We start from the raw sequence: 22,696 nt of genomic DNA on the forward strand, positions 1-22,696 counted from the left end.
GGGGGGGGGGCGTCGGCAGGCGCGGGTAGAGGAGAAGAGCGTCTTGATCGTCCGGGGCGGGCGGCTAGGGTGTGTCAAACATCTGTTCGCGAGACCCACCATGACCGACGCCTTCATCTGCGACGCCATCCGCACGCCGATCGGCCGCTACGGCGGGGCGCTGGCGGGGGTGCGGGCCGACGACCTGGCGGCGATCCCGCTGGCGGCCCTGATGGCCCGCAACGGCGGCGTCGACTGGGGCGCGCTGGACGACGTGGTGCTGGGCTGCGCCAACCAGGCCGGCGAGGACAACCGCAACGTGGCGCGCATGGGAGCCCTGCTGGCCGGCCTGCCGACCACCGCCTCCGGCTCGACCGTCAACCGGCTGTGCGGCTCGGGCCTGGACGCCCTGGGCGTCGCCGCCCGCGCCATCAAGGCCGGCGAGGCCCAGCTGATGATCGCCGGCGGCGTCGAGAGCATGAGCCGCGCGCCGTTCGTGATGGGCAAGGCCGACAGCGCCTTCTCGCGCAACGCCGAGATCTTCGACACCACCATCGGCTGGCGGTTCGTCAATCCGCGCATGCGGGCGGCCTATGGCGTCGACGCCATGCCCGAGACCGCCGAGAACGTCGCCGACGACTGGAAGGTCAGCCGCGCCGACCAGGACGCCTTCGCCCTGCGCAGCCAGGCCCGCGCCGCGGCCGCCCAGGCCAGCGGCCGGTTCGACGCCGAGATCGTCCCGGTCACCCTGCCTCAGCGCAAGGGCGACCCGGTGGTGGTGTCCCGGGACGAACATCCGCGCGCCACCACGATCGAGGCGCTGTCGGCCCTCAAGCCCATCGTCCGGCCGAACGGCACGATCACCGCCGGCAACGCCTCGGGCGTCAACGACGGGGCCGCCGCCCTGATCGTCGCCTCCGAGGCGGCGGCCAAGGCCCAAGGCCTGAGGCCCCGCGCCCGCGTGCTGGGCGTCGCCGCCGCCGGGGTCGAGCCGCGCGTCATGGGCGTCGGCCCCGTGCCGGCCACGCGCAAGCTGCTGGCCCGCCTGGGCCTGTCGATCGGCGACCTTGACGTGGTCGAGCTGAACGAGGCCTTCGCCGCCCAGGGCCTGGCGGTGCTGCGCGACCTGGGCCTGCCCGACGACGGCGAGCACGTGAACCCCAACGGCGGCGCGATCGCCCTGGGCCACCCGCTGGGCATGAGCGGGGCGCGGCTGGGATTGACGCTGGTCGAGGAGTTGCACCGGCGCGGCGGCCGCTACGGCCTGGCGACAATGTGCATCGGGGTCGGCCAGGGCATCGCGATGGTGGTGGAGCGGGTTTAGGGGGCTGGAGCCGCGCCCACCATCATCACCTCCGCCGCTTCCCATCCATCGTCGTCATCCCCGCTTTATGCGGGGGACCCAAGCGGTGTTGCCAATGAGGTACCGGCCAGCTCGGCTTGGGTCCCCCGAACAAGTCGGGGGATGACGGGTGTGGGTGGGTGAAGTTAGGTGGATGCCGTCGGACAAGAGCGCCTACTCCCCCGCCGCCCGGATCGCCTGCTCCAGCCTGGCCCGCCGCTTGGCGAAGCCTTCGATCGCCGCCGCCTCTTCGGCCTCCAGCGCCCCGCGCCGCTCGGCGAAGGCCATTTCGGACGCCTCGGCCTCGTCCTCCAACGCTTCGAGCTGGGCCCGCAACGCCGCCAGCGCCTCGGCCCGCGCGACCTCCGCCTTCGACGGCTTGCGTCGAGCCTTGGCCGGCAGCGCCTTCAACGCCGCGCCCAGGCCGCTGGCCGCCGTGGTGATGACGGTGTCCGGCGCGGCCAGGGCGGCGTCATGGGCCGCGCCCTCGCCGACCTCCCGCGCCGCGCCGTCCTTGAACAGGTCGCGCCCGACGTCCCAGGCCTCCAGCGCCCTGGCGCGCGAGGTCGTGGCCACCGTGTAGTCGTGGAGGCCGTCCGACCAGGCAAAGACCTTGAGCTTGCGCGCCATCCGCTTCGATGTGGCCAGGGTTGAGGACGGGGACGCGCACAAGCGCATGTCCCCAAACGGTTCGCCTACTTGCGCAGGTTCATCCCCAGGGTGGGGCCGATGCCGTCCGGATGGTCGCCGAACGGATTGCTGGCGTGATGCCTGGCCACCTTCTCCAGCCGGCGGCGCAGGTCGTCGTCGAGCGGCAGTTCGGCCCGCGGGACCGGATCGTCCTCGTTCTCGGGCTCATCGATGATCGAAGCGGCCAGGACCTGGCGCAAACGCGCGCCGAACCGGGCGTCGTCCGGCGAACCCGGGATGGGCGGCTCCTCCAGGAAAGCCAGGACCTCCTCGAGGGCGGTGTCGTTGTCGACGGCGTCGATCATCGCGGTTCTCCAAGCCAAGTTTCACCGATCATCAAACGATCACTGGCCCATGGCGGTTGCGAAGCGGACCCTCGCGGCCCTAGACAGGCCCGCTCACCTCTCTGGACGCTCGACCATGGCCTGGACCCGCCTGTACGAAGAAGCCGAGCCGCAGCGGGTCAACCGCTGGCTGGCCCAGAACGGCGTCTGCTCGCGGCGCGAGGCCGAGGCGCTGATCCTGCAGGGCCTGGTGTCGATCGACGGCCTGCGCGTCGACGACGTCGGCCGCAAGATCGAGCCGGGCCAGACCCTGGTGCTGTCCGACCGCGCCCAGGCCCAGCTGGAAGGCGCCCTGACGGTGATGATCCACAAGCCGGTGGGCGTCGTCTCGGCCCAGCCCGACACCGGCCAGGTGCCCGCCGTGCGCCTGCTGACCCGCGAGGCCCTGTACGGCCAGAGCCCGGTGATCCCCGGCTTCGAGAACAAGCTGGCCCCGGTCGGCCGCCTGGACATGGATTCGCGCGGCCTGCTGATCCTGTCGGAGGACGGGGTGGTGGCCAAGGCGGTGATCGGACCCGCCTCGGAGATGGAGAAGGAATATCTGGTCTGGGTCGACGGCTGGATCACCGACGACAAGCTGGCCCTGCTGCGCCACGGCCTCGAGCTGGACGAGCGCGCGCTGCGCCCCGCCCAGGTGGAGTTGGTCGGCCGCCAGCAGTTGAGGTTCATCCTGCAGGAAGGCCGCAACCGCCAGATCCGCCGGATGTGCGAACTGGTCGAGCTGACCGTGGTCGACCTGCTGCGAATCCGCATCGGCGACCTGCTGCTGGGCGACCTGCCGGAGGGGCGCTGGCGCCCCTTGACCCCGGCCGAACGGTCAAGCTTGATCAGCGGCCGTTGACCCCCGGCCAAGCGGGGGGCAGGGTCGCAATACCTCTTGGGGGATCGCGCCGGGAGGACTAAGTCCGGTCGTCCGTCACCGACAGTTCACACAGTCATGATCGCCATCAGCCCGACCGCCGCCAAAGACCAGCCAGCGCCGCCGCGCAAGAACCGCAACCGCCACCGCAAGCCGGTGCGCGCGCTGCGGACCATCCTGCCGACGATCGCCCTGGGCGTCGCCGTGGCGATCGTCGGCCAGGGCACGATCCGCGCCATGGCCGCCAAGGACGCGCCGCTCGCCGCCAGCGGCGCGCCGCTGCGGATGGAAAACCCCCGCTTCACCGGCACGCTGAAGGACGGCCGCGCCTTCCTGATCACCGCCACCTCGGCGACGCGCGACCCGAACAACGCCGACCAGGTGTTCCTCAAGAGCCCGGAACTGATCCGCGGCTACGGCTCCGACGCCCCCACCCACGTGGTGTCCAAGGACGGCGCCTACCAGGAGGAGAAGGGCTCGCTGCTGCTGACCGGCGACGTCAAGATCGACAACGGCGCGGGCTACCGCTTCGCCTCGCAGAAGGCCTTGATCGACACCCGCACCGGCGACCTGGTAGGCAACGCCGCCATCCAGGGCGCGGGTCCCAACAACAGCCAGGTGCAGGCCGACAGCTACACGGTCGGCGACAAGGGCGACCGGGTGATCTTCAAGGGCCGGGTGCGCACGCGCCTTCAACCGCAGCAGTGATCCAGTCCAGAGCCGAGACGCGCGGATCCAGGGCCAGGGTCTGCTTCCTCTACATCGCCCAGACCCACCAGATCCTGCACAGCCTGCCGATCGCCATCGCCATGGCCCGCGGCTGGCCCGACATCGACGTCGAGATCGCCGCCACCTCGCAGGAGCACCTGGACTATGTGCGCGGCCTGCTGGGCGCCCTGGGCGCCCCGCCGATCGCCTCGCGCCTGCTGCCGCCGACCTGGCTGCGGAACCTGCGGCTGAGGGGCGCCGTCACGCCGCCCAAGGCCTTGATGCTGGCCGCCAACGCCCGGAAACTGGGCCGCTTCGACGCCATCGTCACGCCCGAGCGCACCACCGCCCTGCTGCGCAAGCTGGGGGTCAAGGACAGCCTACTGGTCTACACCCAGCACGGAGCCGGCGATCGCGGCGGGCCGTTCGAGGCGCGGCTGCGGACGTTCGACCTGGTGATGGCCGCCGGGCCCAAGCAGCGCGACCGGATGATCGACGAAGGCTGGGTCACCCCTGGGGCCTGCGCCATGGTCGGCTATCCCAAGTTCGACATCATCGACGCCCTGCCGCCCTCGCCCCTGCCCGTCTTCGACCAGGCCAGGCCGGTGGTGCTGTACAACCCCCATTTCCACCCGACTCTCGGCTCATGGACACGCTGGGGCCGACGGGTGCTCGAGCAATTCGCCGACGACCGGCGTTACAATTTGATTTTCGCTCCCCATATCCGCCTCTTCGAAGGCGCCGATCCGAAGACCGTCGAGGCCCTGGCCCCGTTCGTCGATCATCCGCGCATCCACCTCGACCTGGGCGGGCCGGCCGCGATCGACATGACCTATACCCGCGCGGCCGACATCTATCTGGGCGACGTCTCCAGCCAGGTCTACGAGTTCCTGCGCACGCCCAAGCCCTGCCTGTTCCTCAACGCCGAGGGCGTCGCCTGGGAGGGCGACGAGAGCTTCCACCACTGGCGCTACGGCCCGGTCCTGGACGGCGTGGACGGCCTGCTCGACGCCGTCGGCTCGGCCCGGCGCACGCACGGCGACTATGTCGAGGCCCAGGAGCACGGCTTCGCCGAGAGCTTCGACCTGCAAGAGACGCCGTCGTCGACGCGCGCCGCCCAGGCGATCATCGACCGGCTGCCGAAGTCGAACCGTCGGCCAAAATGACCCAGGATTCCAACGTCTTGAAGCGGGTTCTGGCCAATGCCGGAACACTGCTCGGCGGCCGGACCGTCAACGCCCTGGTCGGCCTGGCCTATATCGCCATGACCGCGCGGGGCCTGGGCGCCGTCCAGATGGGCATGCTGGTGCTGATCAACGCCTACGCCCAGTTCCTCGGCGACGTGGCCAAGTTCCAGTCCTGGCAGACGGTGTTGCAGTACGGGACCGGCGCCCTCTTGGAGGACGATCGCCCGCGCTTCCAGCAGGTGCTGCGCTTCTCGATGCTGCTCGACCTGATCGGGGCGGCGGTCGGGGTGGCCCTGGGAGTCGGCGGCGCGCTGCTGCTGGGCTCGGCCTTCGGCTGGCCGAAGGAGCTGGCGCCGGCCGCCGCGCTCTACGCCCTGTCGATCGCCATGATGACCTCGGCCACCTCGGTGGGCCTGCTGCGCCTGTTCGACCGCTTCCGCTTCCTGGCCGCCGAGCAGGCCGTCAGCTCGGCGGTGCGCCTGGCCGGCTGCGCCGTGGCCTTCGTCTGCGACGCCTCGATCGGCTGGTTCCTGGCCGCCTGGGCGGCCGGCACCGTCGCCTCGTTCCTCTATGTGCTGGGCGTGGCCTGGTGGGACCTGGCGCGCCGCAAACTTCTGCAAGGCTTCACCCTGGCCGGTCCGCTGAGCGAGGGCCTGCCCGGCGCCTGGCGCTTCGCCTGGGCGACCAATTTCAACGGCAGCCTCGACACCGCCTTCACCCACGTCATCACCCTGGTGGTCGGCGCCGTGCTGGGCCCGGCCCAGGCGGCCCTGTGGCGGGTCGGCCGGCAGGTGGCCGACGGCATGGCCAAGCCGGCCAAGCTGCTGGTGCCCGCCCTCTACCCCGAACTGGCCAAGCTGAAGGCCACCGGCGGGGAGAAGGAGATGCACCGGCTGGCCGGCCAGATCGGCGTGATGGGCGGCGCGGTGGCCGGCGTGCTGCTGCTGGTCTGCGTGCTGTTCGGCGGACCGCTGCTGACCCTGGTGATGGGCAAGCCCTTCGCCGCCGCCGCGCCGATCATGACCTGGCAGGTCGCCGCCGCCGCCATCGGCATGCTGGCCCTGCCGCTGGAGCCGATGCTGGTCTCGATGAACAAGGCCGGCTTCGCCCTGCGCGTGCGCGGGGCGGTCTGCGCCATCTACCTGGTGGCCCTGGTCCCGGTGATCCGCGCCCTGGGCCTGACCGGGGCCGGCGTCGCCCTGGTCGCCGCCGCCGCCGCCATGGCCCTGGGCATGTTCTGGGCCCTGCGGCGAAGCTTGGCCCAAACCTCCGCCGTCAAAGACGATGAACAAACTTGCGCCGACCGTGAAAACGGCGCCAAAGGCCTTTCCTGATGATGACTCCGCAGATTACCCCGACCGCCTCCTCGCGAACCGTGCGTTTCGCCGATTTCCCCACCCTGACCGCCGCGCTCGACTTCGCGGCGACCGGTGAAACCGGGGTCAACCTCTATTCGCTGCGCGGCGAACTGGTCGAGGCCCTGCCCTACGCCAAGCTGCGCGAACAGGCCCTGGACCTGGCCCGGCGCCTGCTGGCCACCGGCGCCAGGCCTGGCGACAGCGTCGGCCTGATCGCCGACACCGACGCCGATTTCGTGCGCGCCTTCTTCGCCTGCCAGTACGCCGGCCTGGTCCCGGCGCCGCTGCCCCTGCCCGCGCCGCTGGGCGGCCGCGAGGCCTATGTCGAGCAGATCGCCCGCATGCTGGGCTCGGCCCACGCCAGGCTGCTGATCGGCCCGAACGGCATGAAGGACTGGGTGGCCGAGATCGCCGCCAGGACCGCGCTGGACTTCGCCGGCGTCCTGGCCGACCTGCCCGAGGCGGCCGGTCATGCACTGCCCGAGGTCACGCCGGACAACACCTGCTACCTGCAGTTCTCGTCGGGCAGCACGCGCTTCCCGACCGGGGTGCTGGTCACCCACCGCGCCCTGATGGCCAACGCCGTGGCCATCACCCGCGACGGCCTCAAGGTGCTGCCGACCGACCGCGCCGTCTCGTGGCTGCCGCTCTATCACGACATGGGCCTGATCGGCTTCCTGCTGAGCCCCATGACCAGCCAGATGTCGGTCGACCTGCTGCCGACCGGGGCCTTCGTGCGCCGGCCGCTGCTGTGGCTGGACCTGATCACCAAGAACGGCGGCACCATCTCCTACAGCCCGACCTTCGGCTTCGAGCTGTGCGCCCGCCGGGCCGAGGTGGCGTCGATCGAGCACCTGGACCTGAAGAACTGGCGCAGCGCCGGCCTGGGCGGCGACATGATCCGCACCGGTCCGCTGAAGGCGTTCTCCGAGCGCTTCGCGGCCGTCGGCTTCTCGGACACGGCCTATGTGGCCAGCTACGGCATGGCCGAGGCGACCCTGGCCCTGTCGATGGCCCCGCTGGGCGGCGGCCTGAAGGTCGAGCGCCTGGACGTCGAGCGGCTGGAGCAGCACGAGGCCGTCGTCACCGACGACGCCGACCGCTCGCGCGACTTCGCCCGCAACGGCCCCGCCCTGCCGGGCCACGAGCTGGAAGTGCGCGACGAGAACGGCGCCGTTCTGCCCGAGCGCGGCATTGGCCGCATCTACGCCCGCGGGCCCAGCCTGATGCGGGAATATTTCGAGCAGCCCGAGGAGACCGCCCGCGTGCTGTCGGCCGACGGCTGGCTGGACACCGGTGACCTGGGCTTCCTGATCGACGGCGAGATCGTCATCACCGGTCGCGGCAAGGACCTGATCATCCTCAACGGCCGCAACATCTGGCCGCAGGACCTGGAATGGACCGCCGAGGCCGAGGTCGAGGGCCTGCGCAGCGGCGACGTCGCGGCCTTCTCGGTCCCCGGCGACGGCGAGGAGGCGGTCGTGGTGCTGGTCCAGGCGCGCGGCGGCGACTCAGGCACGCGCACCGCCCTGGTCGAGAAGATCACCGGCGTGCTGCGCCTGCGCCACCAGGTCGAGACCCAGGTCCAGCTGGTCGGGGCCCACGCCCTGCCCCAGACCTCGTCGGGCAAGCTGAGCCGCTCCAAGGCCCGGGCCGCCTATCTGGCCGGCGCCTACGCCGAGCGCGTCTAGGCCATGAGCCGGGCTCCGACCGGAGCCGTGGTGGCCGTCACCGGCGCCACCGGCTTCCTGGGCCGTCGCCTGATCAAGGTCCTGGCCGACGACGGCTGGACGGTGCGCATCCTGGCCCGCCGCGACATCGCCGATCCGGCGTGGCTGGGCCTCGAACCTCAGCTGGTGATCGGCGACCTGGCCAACACCCGGGCCCTGGCGGCGCTGTGCGACGGCGCCGAGGTGGTGGTCCACGTGGCCGGCCTGATCAAGGCCTCGTCCCGCGCGGTGTTCGACCGGGCCAATGTCGAGGGCTCGCGGCAGGTCGCCCTGGCGGCCAAGGCGGCCGGCGCGCGACTCGTCCTGGTCTCCAGTCTGGCGGCGCGCGAACCTCAGCTGTCGGATTATGCGGCCTCGAAGCGTGGCGGAGAGGACACGGCCCGCGAAATATTCGGCGAAAGCCTGACCATTGTCCGACCACCCGCCATCTACGGTCCGGGCGACGTCGAGACGCTCAGATTGTTCAAAATGGCCTCTGAGGCGGCGATTTTGCCGGTCCTGGACCCCAGGGCCCGCATGGCCTGGATCCACGCCGACGACGCGGCCGCCCGCATCGCCGCCTTGGTCAAAACGCCGCGCCCCGGGCTCTACGCCTTGTCCGACAACCGTCCGGACGGGTATGGCTGGCGAGAATTGATGCAAACTGCGGCCAAGGCGGTCGGCGCTTCGCCCAGGCTGGTCCGGATTCCGGCGTGGGCGATCAAATCTTTGGCGAAACTGTCAAAATGGGCTTCGATCGCCACAGGCAAGGATACAATTCTCACGCCAGGCAAGGCCCGGGAGTTGCTTCACGCCGATTGGGCCCTATCTAGCAACGATCCGATTCCGGACTTTCCCCCGACGCGGTACCCTCTCGAAGAGGGATTCGCGCAAAGCGTGCGCTGGTATCGCTCGGAAGGCTGGCTGAAGGATAAAAAAGCTCGAAAATAGCCTATTACGGCGATTTTCTGGCAAGACGCCTGTTACAATTCGGTTATGTAGGACTTTGGTCGGGGATGTCGGCGCGTTCGATGGAAGCTGTTACGGATCTCACTCTGCGTGAAATCGGCTTGGCTACGGGCAAGGTGCTCGGACGCTCGGTCGATGTGACGAACGACACTCATATCGGCCGCGATCTCGCGGTCGATTCCTTGGCCCTGATGAACATCATCATGGAGCTCGAAGACAGCTTCGACATCTCCATTCCTCTGGATCGCCTGGCTTCGGTCGAAACGGCCGGAGACCTCGCCAACCTGATCAAAGATCTCCGGAATAGGGCCTAAGCAATGGGGCTGTTCGACAAGCACATCGCATATCGCGACGCATACAACGCAATCCGGCAAGCCGGCGCCGATCCCTTCAGCGTGCGCTTCGACGCCGTGGTCTCGCCGACCGAAGGCGTGATCAACGGCAAACGCACCATCCTGCTGGGCACCAACAACTATCTGGGCCTGACCTTCGATCCGGAAGCGATCGCCTCGTCGGTCAAGGCCGTGCAGGAGCGTGGCACCGGCACGACCGGTTCCCGCATCGCCAACGGCAGCTTCGAGGCGCACGTCGAGCTCGAGACAGCGCTGGCCAAGTTCTACAAGCGCAAGCACGCCATGGTGTTCACCACCGGCTACCAGGCCAATCTGGGCGTGCTGTCGACCCTGGTCGGCCGCGGCGACCACCTGATCCTCGACGCCGACAGCCACGCCAGCATCTATGACGGCGCGCGCCTGGGCCATGCCGAGGTCATCCGCTTCCGCCACAACGACCCGGAAGACCTGTACAAGCGCCTGCGCCGCATGAAGGACGTTCCGGGCGAGCGCCTGATCGTCGTCGAAGGCATCTATTCGATGATCGGCGACATCGCGCCGCTCAAGGAAATCGCCGCCGTGAAGCGCGAGCTGGGCGGCTACCTGCTGGTCGACGAAGCCCACTCGATGGGCGTGCTTGGCGAAAACGGCCGCGGCCTGGCCGAACTGGCCGGCGTCGAAGCCGACGTCGACTTCGTGGTCGGCACCTTCTCCAAGAGCCTGGGCGCCATCGGCGGCTTCTGCGTCTCCGACATGGACGATTTCGACGTCATGCGCGTCACCTGCCGTCCCTACATGTTCACCGCCTCGCTGCCGCCGTCGGTGGTCTCCTCGACGGTGACCGCCCTGCGCCGCCTGGAAGAACAGCCCGAGCTGCGTCACAAGCTGATGGCCAACGCCCGCCGCCTGTACGACGGCCTGAGCTCGATGGGCTTCATGACCGGCCCGACGTCCAGCCCGATCGTGGCGATCACCATGCCCGACACCGAGCGCGCGATCGGCATGTGGAACGCCCTGCTGCAGAACGGCGTCTATCTGAATCTGGCCCTGCCGCCCGCCACCCCGGACAGCCGTCCGCTGCTGCGCACCAGCGTCAGCGCCGCCCACACCGACGAACAGATCGACCAGGTCCTGGCCGTGTTCGCCGAGGTCGGCGCGTCGATGGGCCTGATCGAGAGCCCGCTGCAGCGCGTCTCGGCCTAACCGCCGCCAGATCCAAGACCCTGAAAAGGCCTGAGGGAAACCTCAGGCCTTTTTGGCGTTCTGGGCCTGGCGCGTGCGCCAGAGCCGCCAGAGCACGCCGGGCGCGGCCAGCACCGGGTGTCGCTCGCGCCACGGCGTCAGCGGCACCGACAGGCCCGTGTGGCGCTCGATCTTCCAGGCCGCGTAGCGCGCCGCCCCGTCGAAGGTGAAGGCGGCCTTGATCAGCCGCGCATAGTTCAGCGGCCGGCCCAGGCGACGCCGCAGCACCCAGGCGGCCTTGATCCGCTTGCGCTCCTCGGGCGGCAGGTTCGGCTGCACCGCGCCCCTCGACACGATGTCCAGCAGCCCCTCCTCCCGCCAGCAGGCGATCAGCAGCCGCTCATAGCGCGCCACGTCGAAGGCCAGGATCGACTGCTCGCGTCCGCCCTTCTCGACCCGGAACTCGGCGGCGTAGGTCTGCTGGAACAGGGCCGACCAATAGGCCTGCGGCGGTCCCTCCTCCGGGCCCAGGGCGGCGGCGAAGCGGGCGGCGGTGCGGGCGGCGTCGGCGACCGCGTCGATCACCGCCGGGGCGATGGCCGGGTCGGCGGTCCAGACCAGGGCCGCGGGCTGGACGAAGCGGGTCCAGATCGTGGTGTCCGCGCCCCGCCCCATCACCGCCCGCTGGAACTGGGCCAGGGTCATCGCGGCGACCTTGGCGCGCAGCACCCGGCCGTCGAGCTCGATCTCGTGATAGCTGACGTCGGGCCACAGCACCCGGCTCGCCAGGCCGCGCAAGCCCCGCCGGGGCCCGGCGGTCAGGACGTAGAAGTCCATCACCCCGTCCAGGTCGCCGGTCCGCAGGATCGAGCCGTAGAACAGCACCGCCAGCGGCGCCTCGAACAGCGCGACCAGCCTGGCCGCGTAGCCCACCGCGTGGGGCGGCGCCGGGGCCGACAGTTCGTCGCGGGTCAGGCTGGCGACGGTCTCGGTCACGAGGCCAGGAACCGCAGGGTCGGCGCCAGACCCACGGTCAGGCCGCAGCCGCCGTCATAGACGTCGCCGTCGACCACCAGGGGCTGGTCGGTGGTGATGCGCAGGCGCTCGGCGTCGCCGCGCCGATAGCCGTACTGTTCCTGCCAGGCGGAATCGCGCCCCTTGAGCAGGGCCGGGAAGGCGCCGGGCAACCGCCGGGGCGGGGCGTCGACCTCGAGATACTTCATGCCCTCGCGCGGCGGTCCGAACGGCATGAGGTTGAACGGCAGGCGCTTGAGCGTGGTGGCCAGGACGATGAAGCGGTCGGCCGTGCGCTTGTCCTGATCGTCGACGGCCAGGCACAGGGGCACGCCGGCCCGCCACTCGTCGCGAGCCCCGCCCATCACCGTGCCGATCAGCGCGCCCAGCACGCTCATAGCCACCGAGATGCTGTGGAAGGCGCCCAGCTTGTGGACGTTCTGGGCCAGGCTGGTGGCGCGCACGAAGGCCCCCAGGCCGAACACGAAGCCGCGCAGCGACGGCCGCCCGTCGTCCCAGCGCACTTCCAGCGGCGCGCGGAGCTTGATCACCGCCTTGTCGGACCGGGCCGCCGCGATGGCGTCCTCCAGGGTCCAGTCGCGCGGCACGCCCAGGTCGATGGCCAGGACGTTGGTCTTGCCCGAGGGCAACAGGGCGATCAGCGGCGGGTTGTCGCCGAAGGCGCGGGGCAGCAGGCTGAGCACGTCGCGGATCGTGCCGTCGCCGCCGTCGATGACCAGCAGGCCGACGCCGCACTGGGCGAAGGCCTCCAGGTCCTGTTCCAGGGCCTCGGGGGTCGCGGGCTCGACCAGCAGCACCGCGTCGGGCGTCGAGGTCTCCTCGGCGCGCCCGATGTTGGCGTGGCTCCTGGGATTGCGGACGACTCCGATGCGCATCAGCGCGATAGCCATGAGACGACGGAACCCTTGGGCGCGGCCAGGCCCTGAAGGATCTGGGCGGCGTGAACGACGAAACAGATCGCCGTCCAGACCGCGACGGCCGCGAAGCCGATGTCGGGTCGCCCGACCAGAACCGCAAGGGTCAGCAGGATCAGGTTGGGGTTGCGACGGGCGGTGATCAGCCGGAAGAAGCTGTCGAACGGCCGCCAGGCGTGCATCTCGACCTTGAACAGGGCCAGGAAGATCCCCTCCTCCACCCGTTGGGCGACATAGCCGCCGACGATGATCGCCAGCATCAGCCCGCCGTGCGGCACGGTGAAGCCCAGGGCCCCGAGGCCGACGAACCAGGCCCACCACCAGAACGGCGGGTGCACCAGGTCGATGCCGTGGTCGAAGACGTTGCCCCACTTGGACGAGGTCAGGGTCACCCGCGCCAGCTTGCCGTCGACGGTGTCGAGGAAGGTCATGATCCAGGCGCAGACCAGGCCCCAGCCGTACTGGCCCGTCCAGAACAGCCAGAAGGCCGCCAGCACCAGCAGAAAGCCGATCAGGGTCACCTGGTTGGGCGTCATCCTGGCCAGGGCGCACCAGCGGGTGACGATCCGGGCCGGCGTCGGCCAGACATACTTGGTCACCAGGTCGGTGACGCCCTTGTACGAGCCCTGGAACAGGCGCTTCTCGACGGCGACGCGGGTATCGGGCGTCAGGCGCTCCAGCACCGGCGGCTCGCGCTTGCGCAGGGCGCTGTTGTAGGCCGAACCCAGTTCCAGCGCCGTCAGGCGGGTCATGGCCAGGGCGGTGACGTCCTCGCCGGTGTCCAGCCGCACGATGGCGTCCCGGGCCACGGCGGCGGGCACGTTGACGGCGACCACGCGGCCGTTGTCGTCGACCAGGGCCACGCCCGGACGACCGGCCAGCGCCTTGATCAGCGACTCGTCGAACACCCAGCCGGCGTCGACCACCACCACGTCGCCCCGGATGAACACCGTGTCGGGCGTGGCCTCGACCAGGTCCAGACGGCGGTAGATTCGCGACAGCCGCTCGGCGGAGGTCATCCCCCAGAGGCGGGTTTTCGCCTGGCCCACCGTGACGGCGGACGGGCTGGCGGCCCCCTTCGGATCATTTTCGACGGTCACGATAGACAACCCCTTGAAACCCGAGGCGATTGATAAGCAGCTTCGGCTCCTTCCGCCAGAATCCGTGATCCAAGTCTTGTCGATATTCCGCCTCGCCCACCTCTCCGACCTCCACCTGCCGCCGCCGAAGGGCGCGTTCGGCTGGCGAGACCTGCTGTCCAAGCGGCTGCTGAGCCGCATCGCCTGGCGACGCAAGGGCGAGGAGCATCGGCCCGAGGTGCTGGCGGCGCTGGTCGCCGACCTCAAGGCCCAGGCCCACGACCATGTCGCCATCACCGGCGACCTGACCAACTTCGCGTCGAAGGTCGAGCTCGAGGCCGCCCGCCGATGGCTGGAGGCCCTGGGACCGGCTCGCGACATCACCGTCAGCCCCGGCAACCACGACGCCCTGATCGACCACGGGCAGGCTCAGCCGTTCGCGTCCTGGGCGCCCTGGCTTGGCGACGGCGGCGAGGCGAGCTTTCCGCAGGTGCGGGTCCGCGACGGCGTGGCGGTGTTCAACCTGTGCTCGGCCGTGCCGACCGCCCTGCACCTGGCCACCGGCCAGCTGGGCGCGGCGCAATTGGAACGCCTCGACGCCCTGCTCGGCGATCCCGCCTATCGCGACCTGTTCCGCGTGGTGCTGCTGCACCACCCGCCGGTGCCGGGCGCGGTGTCCAGGCGCAAGTCGCTGATCGACCAGGACGACCTGCGGGCCCTGCTGGCCCGGCGCGGCGCGGACCTCGTCCTGCACGGCCATGCCCACGAGGCGATGGTGGCGACGACCCCGGGTCCGGACGGAACGATGATCCCGGTGCTGGGCGTGCCTTCCGCCTCCGCGGCCGGCGGCCTCGGCCATCCCGCCGCGCGCTGGCACGGCGTCGAGATCGCCCGCCAGGCGGACGGGTCCCGCGAGGTCAAGGTGGTGGCGCGGGGGCTCGACCCGAAGACCGGCCAGGTGGCGGAGCTGGGCCGCTACGTCCTCACCCAGGCCGGCCGACCGGCGCCTCAGCGCGGATAGCGCATGCGAATCCGCGACCCGGCCATGGCCGCGAAACCGGCGGCGGCCGCGGCGAAGCGTGCGGATCGTACTTCCATCAAAAAGGGCGCATCCCTATTGTAAGGCTGACGGCGGCTCACGCCCCGAGGCGAGGCCGACCATGACCAATCCCACCGCGACGAGTTTCGGTTTTCCGCGCACCAAGGTCGCCGAAACGGCCAGCTGGCTCATTCTCGTGCGTCCCAAGCAGCCGACGTTTGGGTCATTGGTCCTGATATGCAAGGAAGAGGCCGAGGCTTTCTCGAAACTGAGTCCCGCCGCGTTCGCCGACCTGAAGACGGCGACGGACGGTATCGAGCGGATGCTCAGCGAGGTCGTGGCCTATGAGAAGATCAACTATCTGATGCTGATGATGGTCGACAAGGACGTGCACTTCCACGTGATCCCGCGCTACGCGGGAACGCGCGAGCATGACGGCCGGGCGTTCCACGACGCCGGCTGGCCCGCCGTTCCCGCCCTGGGCTCCACCGTCGACCTGGACCTGGACGCCGCCGAGCGCCTGGCCCAGACCCTGGCGCAGGCCTGGTCGGCGGCGTGAGCAAGCACCCGATCCCTGTTCCGCACGGCACGTCACGCCTCCGCCTGATCGACCGCTACCTTCTGCGCCTGCTGTTCTGGCCGATCATCGGTTGCCTGGGCGTGACGGTGATCGCCCTGCTGCTGGAACGCGTGCTGCGGCTGCTGGACGTGCTGTCGCAAAGCAGCGCCCGCTTCGGCTACGTCACCTCGCTGGCCGCCAACCTGGTGCCTCACTATCTGGGCCTGGCCCTGCCCGTGGCGTTCTTCGTGGCGCTGTTCATCGTCATCACCAAGCTGAGCGACGGCTCCGAGATCGACGCCCTGCTGGCCAGCGGCCAGTCCCTGACCCGCATCGCCGCGCCGTTCGTCTATGTGGGCCTGTTCCTGATGGTCTTCAGCCTGATCGTCTTCGGCTACATGCAGCCCTACAGCCGCTACGCCTATCGCGCCGTGATGCATGAGGCCATCAACGCCGGCTGGAACGGCAAACTGTCGGGCGGAGCCTTCATCGACGAGCCCAAGCTGCTGATGACCGCCGACGACGCCGACCCCGCCGGCCAGCGCCTGACCCGCGTCTTCATCCGCCGCCTCGACGCCAACGGTCGCGAGGAGGTGATCACCGCCGCCACCGCCGACCTGGGAGCCGACCCGGGGGTCAAGACCGTCACCATGCTGCTGCGCAAGGGCCAGCGGATCGGCCTGGACGCGCGCGGCCAGTACCGCACCCTGGTCTTCGACCAGTTCACCACCCAGGTGCCGTTGGCCGGCGCGGCCGCCCTGCTGCGGGCCCGCGGCGGCGACGAACGCGAGCTGACCCTGGGCGAACTGGCCCGGCAGGCCGAGCGGCCCAACCCGGTCGTGCCGCGCGCCACCCTGCTGGCCGAACTCTATGGCCGGCTGGCGCGGGCCTTCTTCCTGCCCTTCCTGCCGTTGCTGGCCTTCCCCCTGGGCCTGGCCGCCAAGCGCGGCAACCGCACGCCCGGCCTGATCATCGCCGGCGTGCTGCTGCTGGCCTTCCAGCACAGCCTGCAACTGGGCCAGAGCCTGGCGGAGTCCGGCAAGGCCATGCCCCTGGCGGCGATCGGCGCGCCGTTCCTGATCTTCACCAGCTTCAGCGTCTGGATGTTCATCGGCAGCCGCAAGCGGCCCGGCCAGACCCCGGTCAGCGAACTGATCCGCCGCATGGGCGCCGGCATCGTCCGCTTCCGCCGCATGTTCCGCTCCAAGTTCGAACGGGCGAACGCATGAAGATCCAGCTCTATGTCCTGCGCACGGTCGCGACCCGGGTGCTCGGCGCCGCCGTGGTCCTGTTCTCGATCCTGCAGATCCTCGACCTGCTGGAAGTGACCACGGAAATCCTCGACCGCGGCCTGGGCACGGCAGGCGTGCTGTATTACGCCGCCCTGCGCTCGCCGCGCCTGGTCGAGCAGGTGGCCCCGATCGCCACCCTGGCCGGCGGTCTGTTCGCCTTCTCGCAACTGGCCCGCGAGAGCGCGATCATCGCCATGCGCGCCACCGGCATCTCGGCCTATCGCATCGTCGGCATGGCCCTGCCCGTGGCCTTCCTGGTCATGGCCCTGGACTTCAGTTGCTCCCAGGTCATCGCCCCGCGCACCGACCCGGTGCTGAGCGCCTGGTGGCAGGCGACCACCCCGGTCGCCGACCGCAAGGTTCCGGGCCCGCGCAGCTTCCGGGCCGGCGACGACCTGGTGATCGCCGACGGCGCCTCGTCCGACGGCCGCCAGCTGAACGCCGTGAGGGTCTATCGCCGTGACAAGGCCGGCCGACTGATCGAGCGCATCGAGGCGCCGACCGCCACCTACGGCCACGGCGGCGGCTGGACGCTGAACAAGCCGGTGATCGTCCGGTTCAACGGCGAGCAGGTCAATGTCGTGCCCGCCGCCCAGATGAGCTGGCCCTCGCCGCTGCATCGCCAGGACGTCCAGGCCCTGTTCGCCGACAGCCCGGTGCCGACCGCCGCCACGGCTCGCCGCGTGCTGCTGAACGGCGGCGGCGACCGTCCGGCGGCCTATTACGAGACCCAGTTCCTGGCCGCCTTCGCCGGCCCGTTCACGGCCCTGGTGATGATGCTGCTCAGCGCGCCCGTGGCCCTGGCCAACTTCCGCAGCAGCCAGGGCGCCGTGCTGCTGACCGGCGGCCTGGCGGCCGGCCTGATCTTCCTGGTCGCCAACGGCATGCTGACCGCCCTCGGCGAAGGGGGGGCGCTGTCGCCACTCCTCGCCGTCTGGGGCGGCCCCGTGATCTTCGCCGCCCTCGCGGTCTACGCCTTAGTCGTCTTGGAGGGCTGAATGCCGTTCGACACCGTCGATTCCGACCTTACGGTCATTCCCGTCCGCACCAGGGCGGAGCTGAAGCGCTTCATCAACCTGGCCAACCGCCTCAACGCCAAGGACCCCAACTGGGTCGTGCCGCTGATGATGGAGCGGATGGCCGCCCTGACGCCGAAGACCAACCCGTTCTTCGAGCACGCCGAGGTCCAGATGTGGCTGGCCCAGCGGGCCGGCCGCGACGTGGGCCGGATCAGCGCCCAGATCGACGCCCTGGCGGTCCAGGAACCCGGCCAGAAGACCGGCAATTTCGGGATGATCGCCGCCGAGGACGACCCGGCGGTGTTCAAGATCCTGTTCCGCACCGCCGAGGACTGGCTGCGAGCCCGCGGCTGCACCAACGCCCTGGGTCCGTTCAACCTGTCGATCAACGAGGAGGTCGGCCTGCTGGTCGACGGCTTCGACACCCCGCCGATGGTGATGATGGGCCACGACCCGGCCTATGCCGCCGCGCGGGTCGAGGAGCAGGGCTACGCCAAGGCCAAGGACGTCTACGCCTATGTCTGCGACCCCACCGCCGCCCTGCCGGCCGTGGTGGTGCGCCGGGTCAAGCGCGGCCTGCCCGAGGGCGTGACCCTGCGCCAGCTCGACATGAGCCGCTATGACGAGGAGGTCCGGTCGCTGACCAGCATCCTCAACGACGCCTGGGCCGGCAACTGGGGCTTCGTGCCCACCACCGAGGCCGAGACCGCCCAGCTGGGCAAGGCGCTGAAGGACGTGCTCGACAAGCGCCTGATCCTGTTCGCCGAGATCGACGGCGAGCCGGCCGGCTTCATCGTGCTGCTGCCCAACGTCAACGAGGCCATCGAGGGGCTGAACGGCAAGCTGCTGCCGTTCGGCTGGGCCAGGCTGCTGTGGCGGCTGAAGGTCAAGCGGGTGAAGTCGATCCGCATCCCGCTGATGGGCCTCAAGCGCAAGTTCGCCGACAGCCTGCGCGGCCAGGTCGTGCCCTTCCACCTGATGAACGCCGGCCGCGACGCCGGCCTGGCCCTGGGCTACGACAAGTTCGAGTTCTCGTGGGTGCTGGAAGGCAACCTGCCGATGCGACGGATCTCCGAGGCCATGGGCGCGGAAATCTACAAGACCTACCGCATCTACGAGAAGGCGCTTTGAGCGGCTTCCAGGCCCTGGTCCTGGCCGGCTCGCGCGGCGGGGTCGATCCCGTCGCCGAATACGCCGGCGTCAGCCACAAGGGCCTGATCGTCCTGGGCGGCCAGACCCTGCTGACCCGGGTGCTGACGGCGCTGGACCAGGCCGGGGCGCGGCGGATCGGGGTCTCGACCTCGGACGCGGCGCTGGAGGCGGCCCTGGTGGCGATGCTGGCGGCCCCGACCCTGGCCGCCGACATCGAGGTGCTGGCTTCGGCGCAAGGGCCCAGCCTGAGCGTCCGCCAGGGCGCGGCGGCCATGGGCACGCCTCTGCTGGTCACCACGGTGGACCACGCCCTGCTCCGCCCCGAATGGGTGACCGAGTTCCTGGCCGATGCGCCGCAGGACGCCGACATCGCCATCCTGCTGGCCCCCGAGGCCCTGGTGCGGGCCGCCGCGCCGGAGACCAAGCGCACCTATCTGGCGTTCCGCGACGGCCGCTATTCGGGCTGCAACCTGTTCCTGCTCAAGACCGACCGCGCCCTCCAGGCCATCGACCTGTGGCGCAAGGTCGAGCAGCACCGCAAGCAACCCTGGAAGATCGCCGCCATGCTGGGTCCGGTGATGCTGGGCCGCTACCTGCTGGGCCTGATGACCCTGGACGAGACCGTCGGCCGCATCGGCGCCCTGGCCGGCGTCAAGGCCGTGGCGGTGCGGGCCCGGCACGGGCTGGCGGCGGTGGACGTCGACAAGCCCAGCGACCTGGACCTGGTGCGGAGCCTGGTGGAAGGCTGAAAGGCCGATCCATCGGGCGCGGCGGGGTCAGGGCCGCGACAGGCCCGGATGCACGCCGCGCCGGAGGCCCTGCTGGCCGGCGACCCGCTGTAGCAGGTCGATCAATTGGCCGCGCTCCTCCGCCGAGAGGGCCGCCAGCAGCTCTTGCTCATGCGCCCGCGCCTGCTCTCCGATCGCCTTGAGTTCGGCCTCGCCGGCCGGCGTCAGGGTGATCCGGTGCGAGCGGCGGTCCTGTTCGTCGCGCACCCGATGCACCAGTCCCCGGCCCTCGAGTTCGTCGGCCATGGCGACGAGCCGGCTGGGCGGCATGCCGATCGCCTCGGCCAGCTCCCTCTGCGTCGATCCGGGATTGCGGACCAGGAACCGCAGGACGCCGACCAGCGGCGGCGTCAGCCCCAGGGCCTGGGTCCGCGCGGCGAACTTCGCCGCCGCATGGGCCCCCAGCTGGGCCAACAGGAACGCGGCGCCGTCCCGCGCGCCATCTCCCGCGCCGTCGCTCACGTCGACACCCCTTGCTCCAATCGATTACATATAATAATGATTACATCATGTAATCATTATTCCTGAACTCACACATGGCAGAGGTCCCGCGCCCTGTCATCCGCGATCAGGCGATCGTCCGTCGAAGGAGCAAGGCCTTGAACACCGTTTCCACCGCGACACCACCCGACCTGCTCGATGGAAAGGTCGCGCTGGTCGTCGGCGCCAGTCGAGGCATCGGCGCCGCGACGGCCAAGGCGCTGGCGCGCGCGGGCGCCAAGGTCATGCTCGCGGCGCGCGACGCGACGGCGCTGGCCGGCCTGGTCGAAGACATCCGCGCCGAAGGGCGCCAGGCGCGCTTCGCGACGGTCGATGTCGGCGACGCGTCTTCCGTCGAGAAGCTGATCGAGGCGACGCTGGACGCGTTCGGCCGGCTCGACATCGCCTTCAACAACGCGACCGACGCCTCGATCCCCCGCCCCCTGGCCGAGATGGACGTCGATGACTTCGACCGCGCCATCCGGACCAATATTCGCGGGACCTTCCTTGGCATGAAGCACCAGATCCCGGCCATGCTGGCGACCGGCGGCGGTTCGATCGTCAACATGGCGTCGCTGGCGGGGGTCCAGGGCGTGGCCAATCTCGCCGGCTATGTGACAGGCAAGGCCGGCGTCATCGCCCTGACCAAGGTCGCCGCGCTCGACTACGCCGACCAGGGGGTTCGCGTGAACGTCCTGGCCCCCGGGCCGATCCTGACGCACCATCTGGAAGCAGCCGGCGAGCGGGCCCAACGCCAGGCGGCGATGGCCACGCCCATGCGGCGCATCGGGGTCGTCGACGAGGTCGCCAACGCCGTCCTCTGGCTTGGCTCGGACGCCAGCGGCTTCATCACCGGCGCGACCCTCCCCATCGACGGCGGCCAGTCGGCCGGCGTGAAGCCCGAACACATGTATCGCCAGGGCCAATAGGCCCCGGCGAGCGGATCGCGACGAGCGGCGCGATTTTCTTCGGGTCGCGTGTCGATCCGCCAGGGGCTGGTTCGTCGTCCTCAATAGCGAGACAGTGCAGCGGACGATAACGTTCGCGGCTCGCTCCAGGAGGATGCCCTATGCGCTTCATGTCGTTCGTAAAGTCCGCTCAACCCGCGGCCCCGACCCCGGAACTGATCGAGGCGATGCACAAGCTCGCCAACCGCGAGATCCAGGCCGGCCGCATGATCGATTCCGGTGGCCTGGAGCCGCTGGCCAACGGCGCCCGCGTCAGCATCACCGACGGCAAGGTCAGCGTGCTCGACGGGCCGTTCGTGGAGGCCAAGGAGGTCATCGGCGGCTACGCGATCTTCGAATTCCACAGCAAGGAAGAAGCGGTCGCCTCGGCGGTCGAGTTCATGCAGCTCCACGTCGAGCACATGCCGGGCTGGGAGGGGACCTGCGAGGTTCGGGCGTTCGCCGGGTTCGCCGGCCAGTGAGGCGGCCGTGACGGCCGCCGACGCCCACCGCGCGATCCTCGCCGTCTGGCGGGTCGAACAGCCCCGGCTGATCACCAGCCTGGCGAGGATGCTGCGCGACGTGCCGCTGGCCGAGGAGCTGACTCAGGACGCCCTGCTGGCCGCCCTTGAACGGTGGCCGGCGACGGGCGTCCCCGAAAGGCCCGGGGCCTGGCTGATGGCGACCGCCAAGCGCCGGGCCCTGGATCGGCTGCGTCGCGGCAGGATGCTCGACCGCAAGCACCAGATGGTCGCCTGGGACCTGGAGGCCGAGGAGCAGGCCATGCCCGATCTGGACTCCGCCCTCGACGACGACATCGGCGACGAGCTGCTGCGGCTGATCTTCACCGCCTGTCATCCGCTGCTGTCGCGCGAGGCCCGCGCGGCCCTGGCGCTGCGGATGATCTGCGGCCTGACCACCGATGAGATCGCCCGGGCGTTCCTGGTCCCCGACACCACGATCGCCCAGCGCATCGTGCGCGCCAAGCGGACCCTCTCGGACTCGGGGCTGGCCTACGAGACCCCGCGCGGCGAGGAACTGGCGCAGCGGCTCTCGACAGTGCTGGAGGTCGTCTACCTGATCTTCAACGAGGGCTACACGGCGGCGCGCGGCGAGGACTGGCTGCGTCCCCAGCTCTGCAACGAAGCGCTGCGCATGGGCCGCGCGCTGACCGCCATCGCGCCGCGCGAGCCCGAGGCCCACGGCCTGCTGGCCCTGATGGAGCTGAACGCCTCGCGCGCGGCGGCGCGCACCGACCCGGCGGGCGAACCGATCCTGATGCTCGACCAGAACCGCGCCCTCTGGGACCAGCTACGGATCCGCCGCGGCCTGCGGGCGCTGGAGCGGGCGCGCGAACTGGGCGGGGCGGACGGCGTCTACGCCCTGCAGGCGGCCATCGTCGCCTGCCACGCCCAGGCGGGGACGGCGGGCGACACCGACTGGCCGCGCATCACCGGGCTCTATGCGCGACTGGCCGCCGTCGCGCCCTCCCCGGTCGTCGAACTCAACCGCGCGGTCGCCGTCGGCATGGCCCACGGCCCGGAGGCGGGGCTGGCGATCCTCGACAGGCTCGTGGGCGAGCCGGCGCTCAAGGGCTACCACCTGCTGCCCAGCGTCCGGGGCGACCTGCTTCACAAGCTGGGCCGCTTCGGGGAGGCGCGCGCCGAATTCGAAGCCGCGGCGACCCTAGCCGGCAACCGACGCGAACAGGATTTTCTGAAGCGGCGGGGGGG

General features: G+C 70.3%; 24 protein-coding genes. 18 read left to right on the forward strand and 6 right to left on the reverse strand.

The genetic code is table 11. The features are described from left to right. Positions 1-100: 100 nt before the first annotated feature. The gene (gene pcaF, locus PMI01_RS17280) at positions 101-1,303 is read left to right on the forward strand and encodes a 3-oxoadipyl-CoA thiolase (RefSeq protein ID WP_007671738.1); all 1,203 of its coding nucleotides are present in this window, start codon (positions 101-103) and stop codon (positions 1,301-1,303) included. Between the two features lie 192 nt (positions 1,304-1,495). Here the strand turns inward: pcaF and PMI01_RS17285 are convergent, their stop codons facing one another. Next, entirely contained in the window at positions 1,496-1,951 is a 456-nt protein-coding gene (locus tag PMI01_RS17285) for a hypothetical protein (RefSeq protein WP_035036897.1), read from the reverse strand. 65 nt (positions 1,952-2,016) lie between these two features. After that, entirely contained in the window at positions 2,017-2,316 is a 300-nt protein-coding gene (locus tag PMI01_RS17290) for a hypothetical protein (RefSeq protein WP_007671750.1), read from the reverse strand. Between the two features lie 115 nt (positions 2,317-2,431). Here PMI01_RS17290 and PMI01_RS17295 point away from each other — a divergent pair, with 115 nt between their 5' ends. The 8 genes from PMI01_RS17295 (at position 2,432) to spt (ending at position 10,680) form a co-directional block, all read left to right on the forward strand. Then, positions 2,432-3,196, forward strand: a complete 765-nt coding sequence (locus tag PMI01_RS17295; protein ID WP_007671752.1) for a pseudouridine synthase — start codon at positions 2,432-2,434, stop codon at positions 3,194-3,196. A gap of 96 nt (positions 3,197-3,292) precedes the next feature. Further along, complete coding sequence (gene lptC, locus PMI01_RS17300) at positions 3,293-3,922, forward strand: LPS export ABC transporter periplasmic protein LptC (protein WP_007671754.1); 630 nt, start codon at positions 3,293-3,295, stop codon at positions 3,920-3,922. Continuing rightward, positions 3,919-5,088: a hypothetical protein gene (locus PMI01_RS17305; protein WP_007671756.1), complete on the forward strand. Its 1,170-nt coding sequence runs from the start codon at positions 3,919-3,921 to the stop codon at positions 5,086-5,088. Before lptC ends, PMI01_RS17305 begins: the two co-directional genes overlap by 4 nt. After that, positions 5,085-6,443, forward strand: coding sequence for a lipopolysaccharide biosynthesis protein (locus tag PMI01_RS17310; protein ID WP_007671758.1), 1,359 nt, complete (start codon positions 5,085-5,087; stop codon positions 6,441-6,443). The genes PMI01_RS17305 and PMI01_RS17310 overlap by 4 nt, the downstream gene beginning before the upstream one ends. Continuing rightward, complete coding sequence (locus tag PMI01_RS17315; RefSeq protein WP_007671760.1) at positions 6,443-8,158, forward strand: fatty acyl-AMP ligase; 1,716 nt, start codon at positions 6,443-6,445, stop codon at positions 8,156-8,158. Before PMI01_RS17310 ends, PMI01_RS17315 begins: the two co-directional genes overlap by 1 nt. A gap of 3 nt (positions 8,159-8,161) precedes the next feature. After that, complete coding sequence (locus PMI01_RS17320) at positions 8,162-9,127, forward strand: NAD-dependent epimerase/dehydratase family protein (protein ID WP_007671763.1); 966 nt, start codon at positions 8,162-8,164, stop codon at positions 9,125-9,127. A gap of 80 nt (positions 9,128-9,207) precedes the next feature. After that, positions 9,208-9,459, forward strand: coding sequence for an acyl carrier protein (locus tag PMI01_RS17325; RefSeq protein ID WP_035036900.1), 252 nt, complete (start codon positions 9,208-9,210; stop codon positions 9,457-9,459). Positions 9,460-9,462: 3 nt separating this feature from the next. After that, the gene (gene spt / locus PMI01_RS17330; protein WP_007671769.1) at positions 9,463-10,680 is read left to right on the forward strand and encodes a serine palmitoyltransferase; all 1,218 of its coding nucleotides are present in this window, start codon (positions 9,463-9,465) and stop codon (positions 10,678-10,680) included. A gap of 42 nt (positions 10,681-10,722) precedes the next feature. On the opposite strand, the gene PMI01_RS17335 is transcribed toward spt, so the two are convergent. From PMI01_RS17335 to PMI01_RS17345, 3 genes are read right to left on the reverse strand one after another with little or no spacing between them, the layout of a single operon-like run. Beyond that, on the reverse strand, positions 10,723-11,655 hold the full coding sequence (locus tag PMI01_RS17335) for a hypothetical protein (RefSeq protein WP_007671772.1): 933 nt from the start codon (positions 11,653-11,655) through the stop codon (positions 10,723-10,725). Beyond that, positions 11,652-12,584 (reverse strand): diacylglycerol/lipid kinase family protein, encoded by a 933-nt coding sequence (locus PMI01_RS17340; RefSeq protein WP_007671775.1) that lies wholly within the window; start codon positions 12,582-12,584, stop codon positions 11,652-11,654. Before PMI01_RS17340 ends, PMI01_RS17335 begins: the two co-directional genes overlap by 4 nt. Beyond that, the gene (locus PMI01_RS17345; RefSeq protein WP_238537079.1) at positions 12,569-13,627 is read right to left on the reverse strand and encodes a CDP-alcohol phosphatidyltransferase family protein; all 1,059 of its coding nucleotides are present in this window, start codon (positions 13,625-13,627) and stop codon (positions 12,569-12,571) included. Before PMI01_RS17345 ends, PMI01_RS17340 begins: the two co-directional genes overlap by 16 nt. Before the next feature lie 157 nt (positions 13,628-13,784). On the opposite strand from PMI01_RS17345, the gene PMI01_RS17350 reads away from it, so the two are divergent. The 6 genes from PMI01_RS17350 (at position 13,785) to PMI01_RS17375 (ending at position 19,497) form a co-directional block, all read left to right on the forward strand. After that, positions 13,785-14,708, forward strand: a complete 924-nt coding sequence (locus PMI01_RS17350; protein ID WP_035036913.1) for a metallophosphoesterase family protein — start codon at positions 13,785-13,787, stop codon at positions 14,706-14,708. A 139-nt stretch (positions 14,709-14,847) separates the two neighbouring features. Next, the gene (locus tag PMI01_RS17355) at positions 14,848-15,285 is read left to right on the forward strand and encodes an HIT family protein (RefSeq protein WP_007671781.1); all 438 of its coding nucleotides are present in this window, start codon (positions 14,848-14,850) and stop codon (positions 15,283-15,285) included. Further along, complete coding sequence (locus tag PMI01_RS17360; protein WP_007671782.1) at positions 15,282-16,514, forward strand: LptF/LptG family permease; 1,233 nt, start codon at positions 15,282-15,284, stop codon at positions 16,512-16,514. The genes PMI01_RS17355 and PMI01_RS17360 overlap by 4 nt, the downstream gene beginning before the upstream one ends. Further along, positions 16,511-17,575, forward strand: coding sequence for an LptF/LptG family permease (locus tag PMI01_RS17365; protein WP_007671784.1), 1,065 nt, complete (start codon positions 16,511-16,513; stop codon positions 17,573-17,575). The genes PMI01_RS17360 and PMI01_RS17365 overlap by 4 nt, the downstream gene beginning before the upstream one ends. Next, positions 17,576-18,727 carry a hypothetical protein gene (locus PMI01_RS17370; RefSeq protein WP_007671786.1) on the forward strand — a complete coding sequence of 384 codons (1,152 nt, stop codon included), beginning with the start codon at positions 17,576-17,578 and terminating at the stop codon, positions 18,725-18,727. It begins immediately after the preceding gene. Continuing rightward, on the forward strand, positions 18,724-19,497 hold the full coding sequence (locus PMI01_RS17375; protein ID WP_007671790.1) for a GTP--adenosylcobinamide-phosphate guanylyltransferase: 774 nt from the start codon (positions 18,724-18,726) through the stop codon (positions 19,495-19,497). The genes PMI01_RS17370 and PMI01_RS17375 overlap by 4 nt, the downstream gene beginning before the upstream one ends. A 27-nt stretch (positions 19,498-19,524) precedes the next feature. On the opposite strand, the gene PMI01_RS17380 is transcribed toward PMI01_RS17375, so the two are convergent. Continuing rightward, the gene (locus PMI01_RS17380; RefSeq protein ID WP_007671792.1) at positions 19,525-19,998 is read right to left on the reverse strand and encodes a MarR family winged helix-turn-helix transcriptional regulator; all 474 of its coding nucleotides are present in this window, start codon (positions 19,996-19,998) and stop codon (positions 19,525-19,527) included. A gap of 137 nt (positions 19,999-20,135) precedes the next feature. Between PMI01_RS17380 and PMI01_RS17385 the strand changes: the two genes are divergently transcribed. The 3 genes from PMI01_RS17385 to PMI01_RS17395 form a co-directional block, all read left to right on the forward strand. Further along, positions 20,136-20,945, forward strand: coding sequence for an SDR family NAD(P)-dependent oxidoreductase (locus PMI01_RS17385; RefSeq protein WP_007671794.1), 810 nt, complete (start codon positions 20,136-20,138; stop codon positions 20,943-20,945). Positions 20,946-21,094: 149 nt separating this feature from the next. Beyond that, positions 21,095-21,445 (forward strand): YciI family protein, encoded by a 351-nt coding sequence (locus PMI01_RS17390; protein ID WP_202948094.1) that lies wholly within the window; start codon positions 21,095-21,097, stop codon positions 21,443-21,445. Positions 21,446-21,452: 7 nt separating this feature from the next. After that, a partial coding sequence (locus PMI01_RS17395; protein WP_007671797.1) for an RNA polymerase sigma factor occupies positions 21,453-22,696 on the forward strand: 1,244 nt, incomplete at its 3' end.

This window comes from Caulobacter sp. AP07, assembly GCF_000281955.1.
In the GTDB taxonomy this organism is placed as follows: domain Bacteria; phylum Pseudomonadota; class Alphaproteobacteria; order Caulobacterales; family Caulobacteraceae; genus Caulobacter.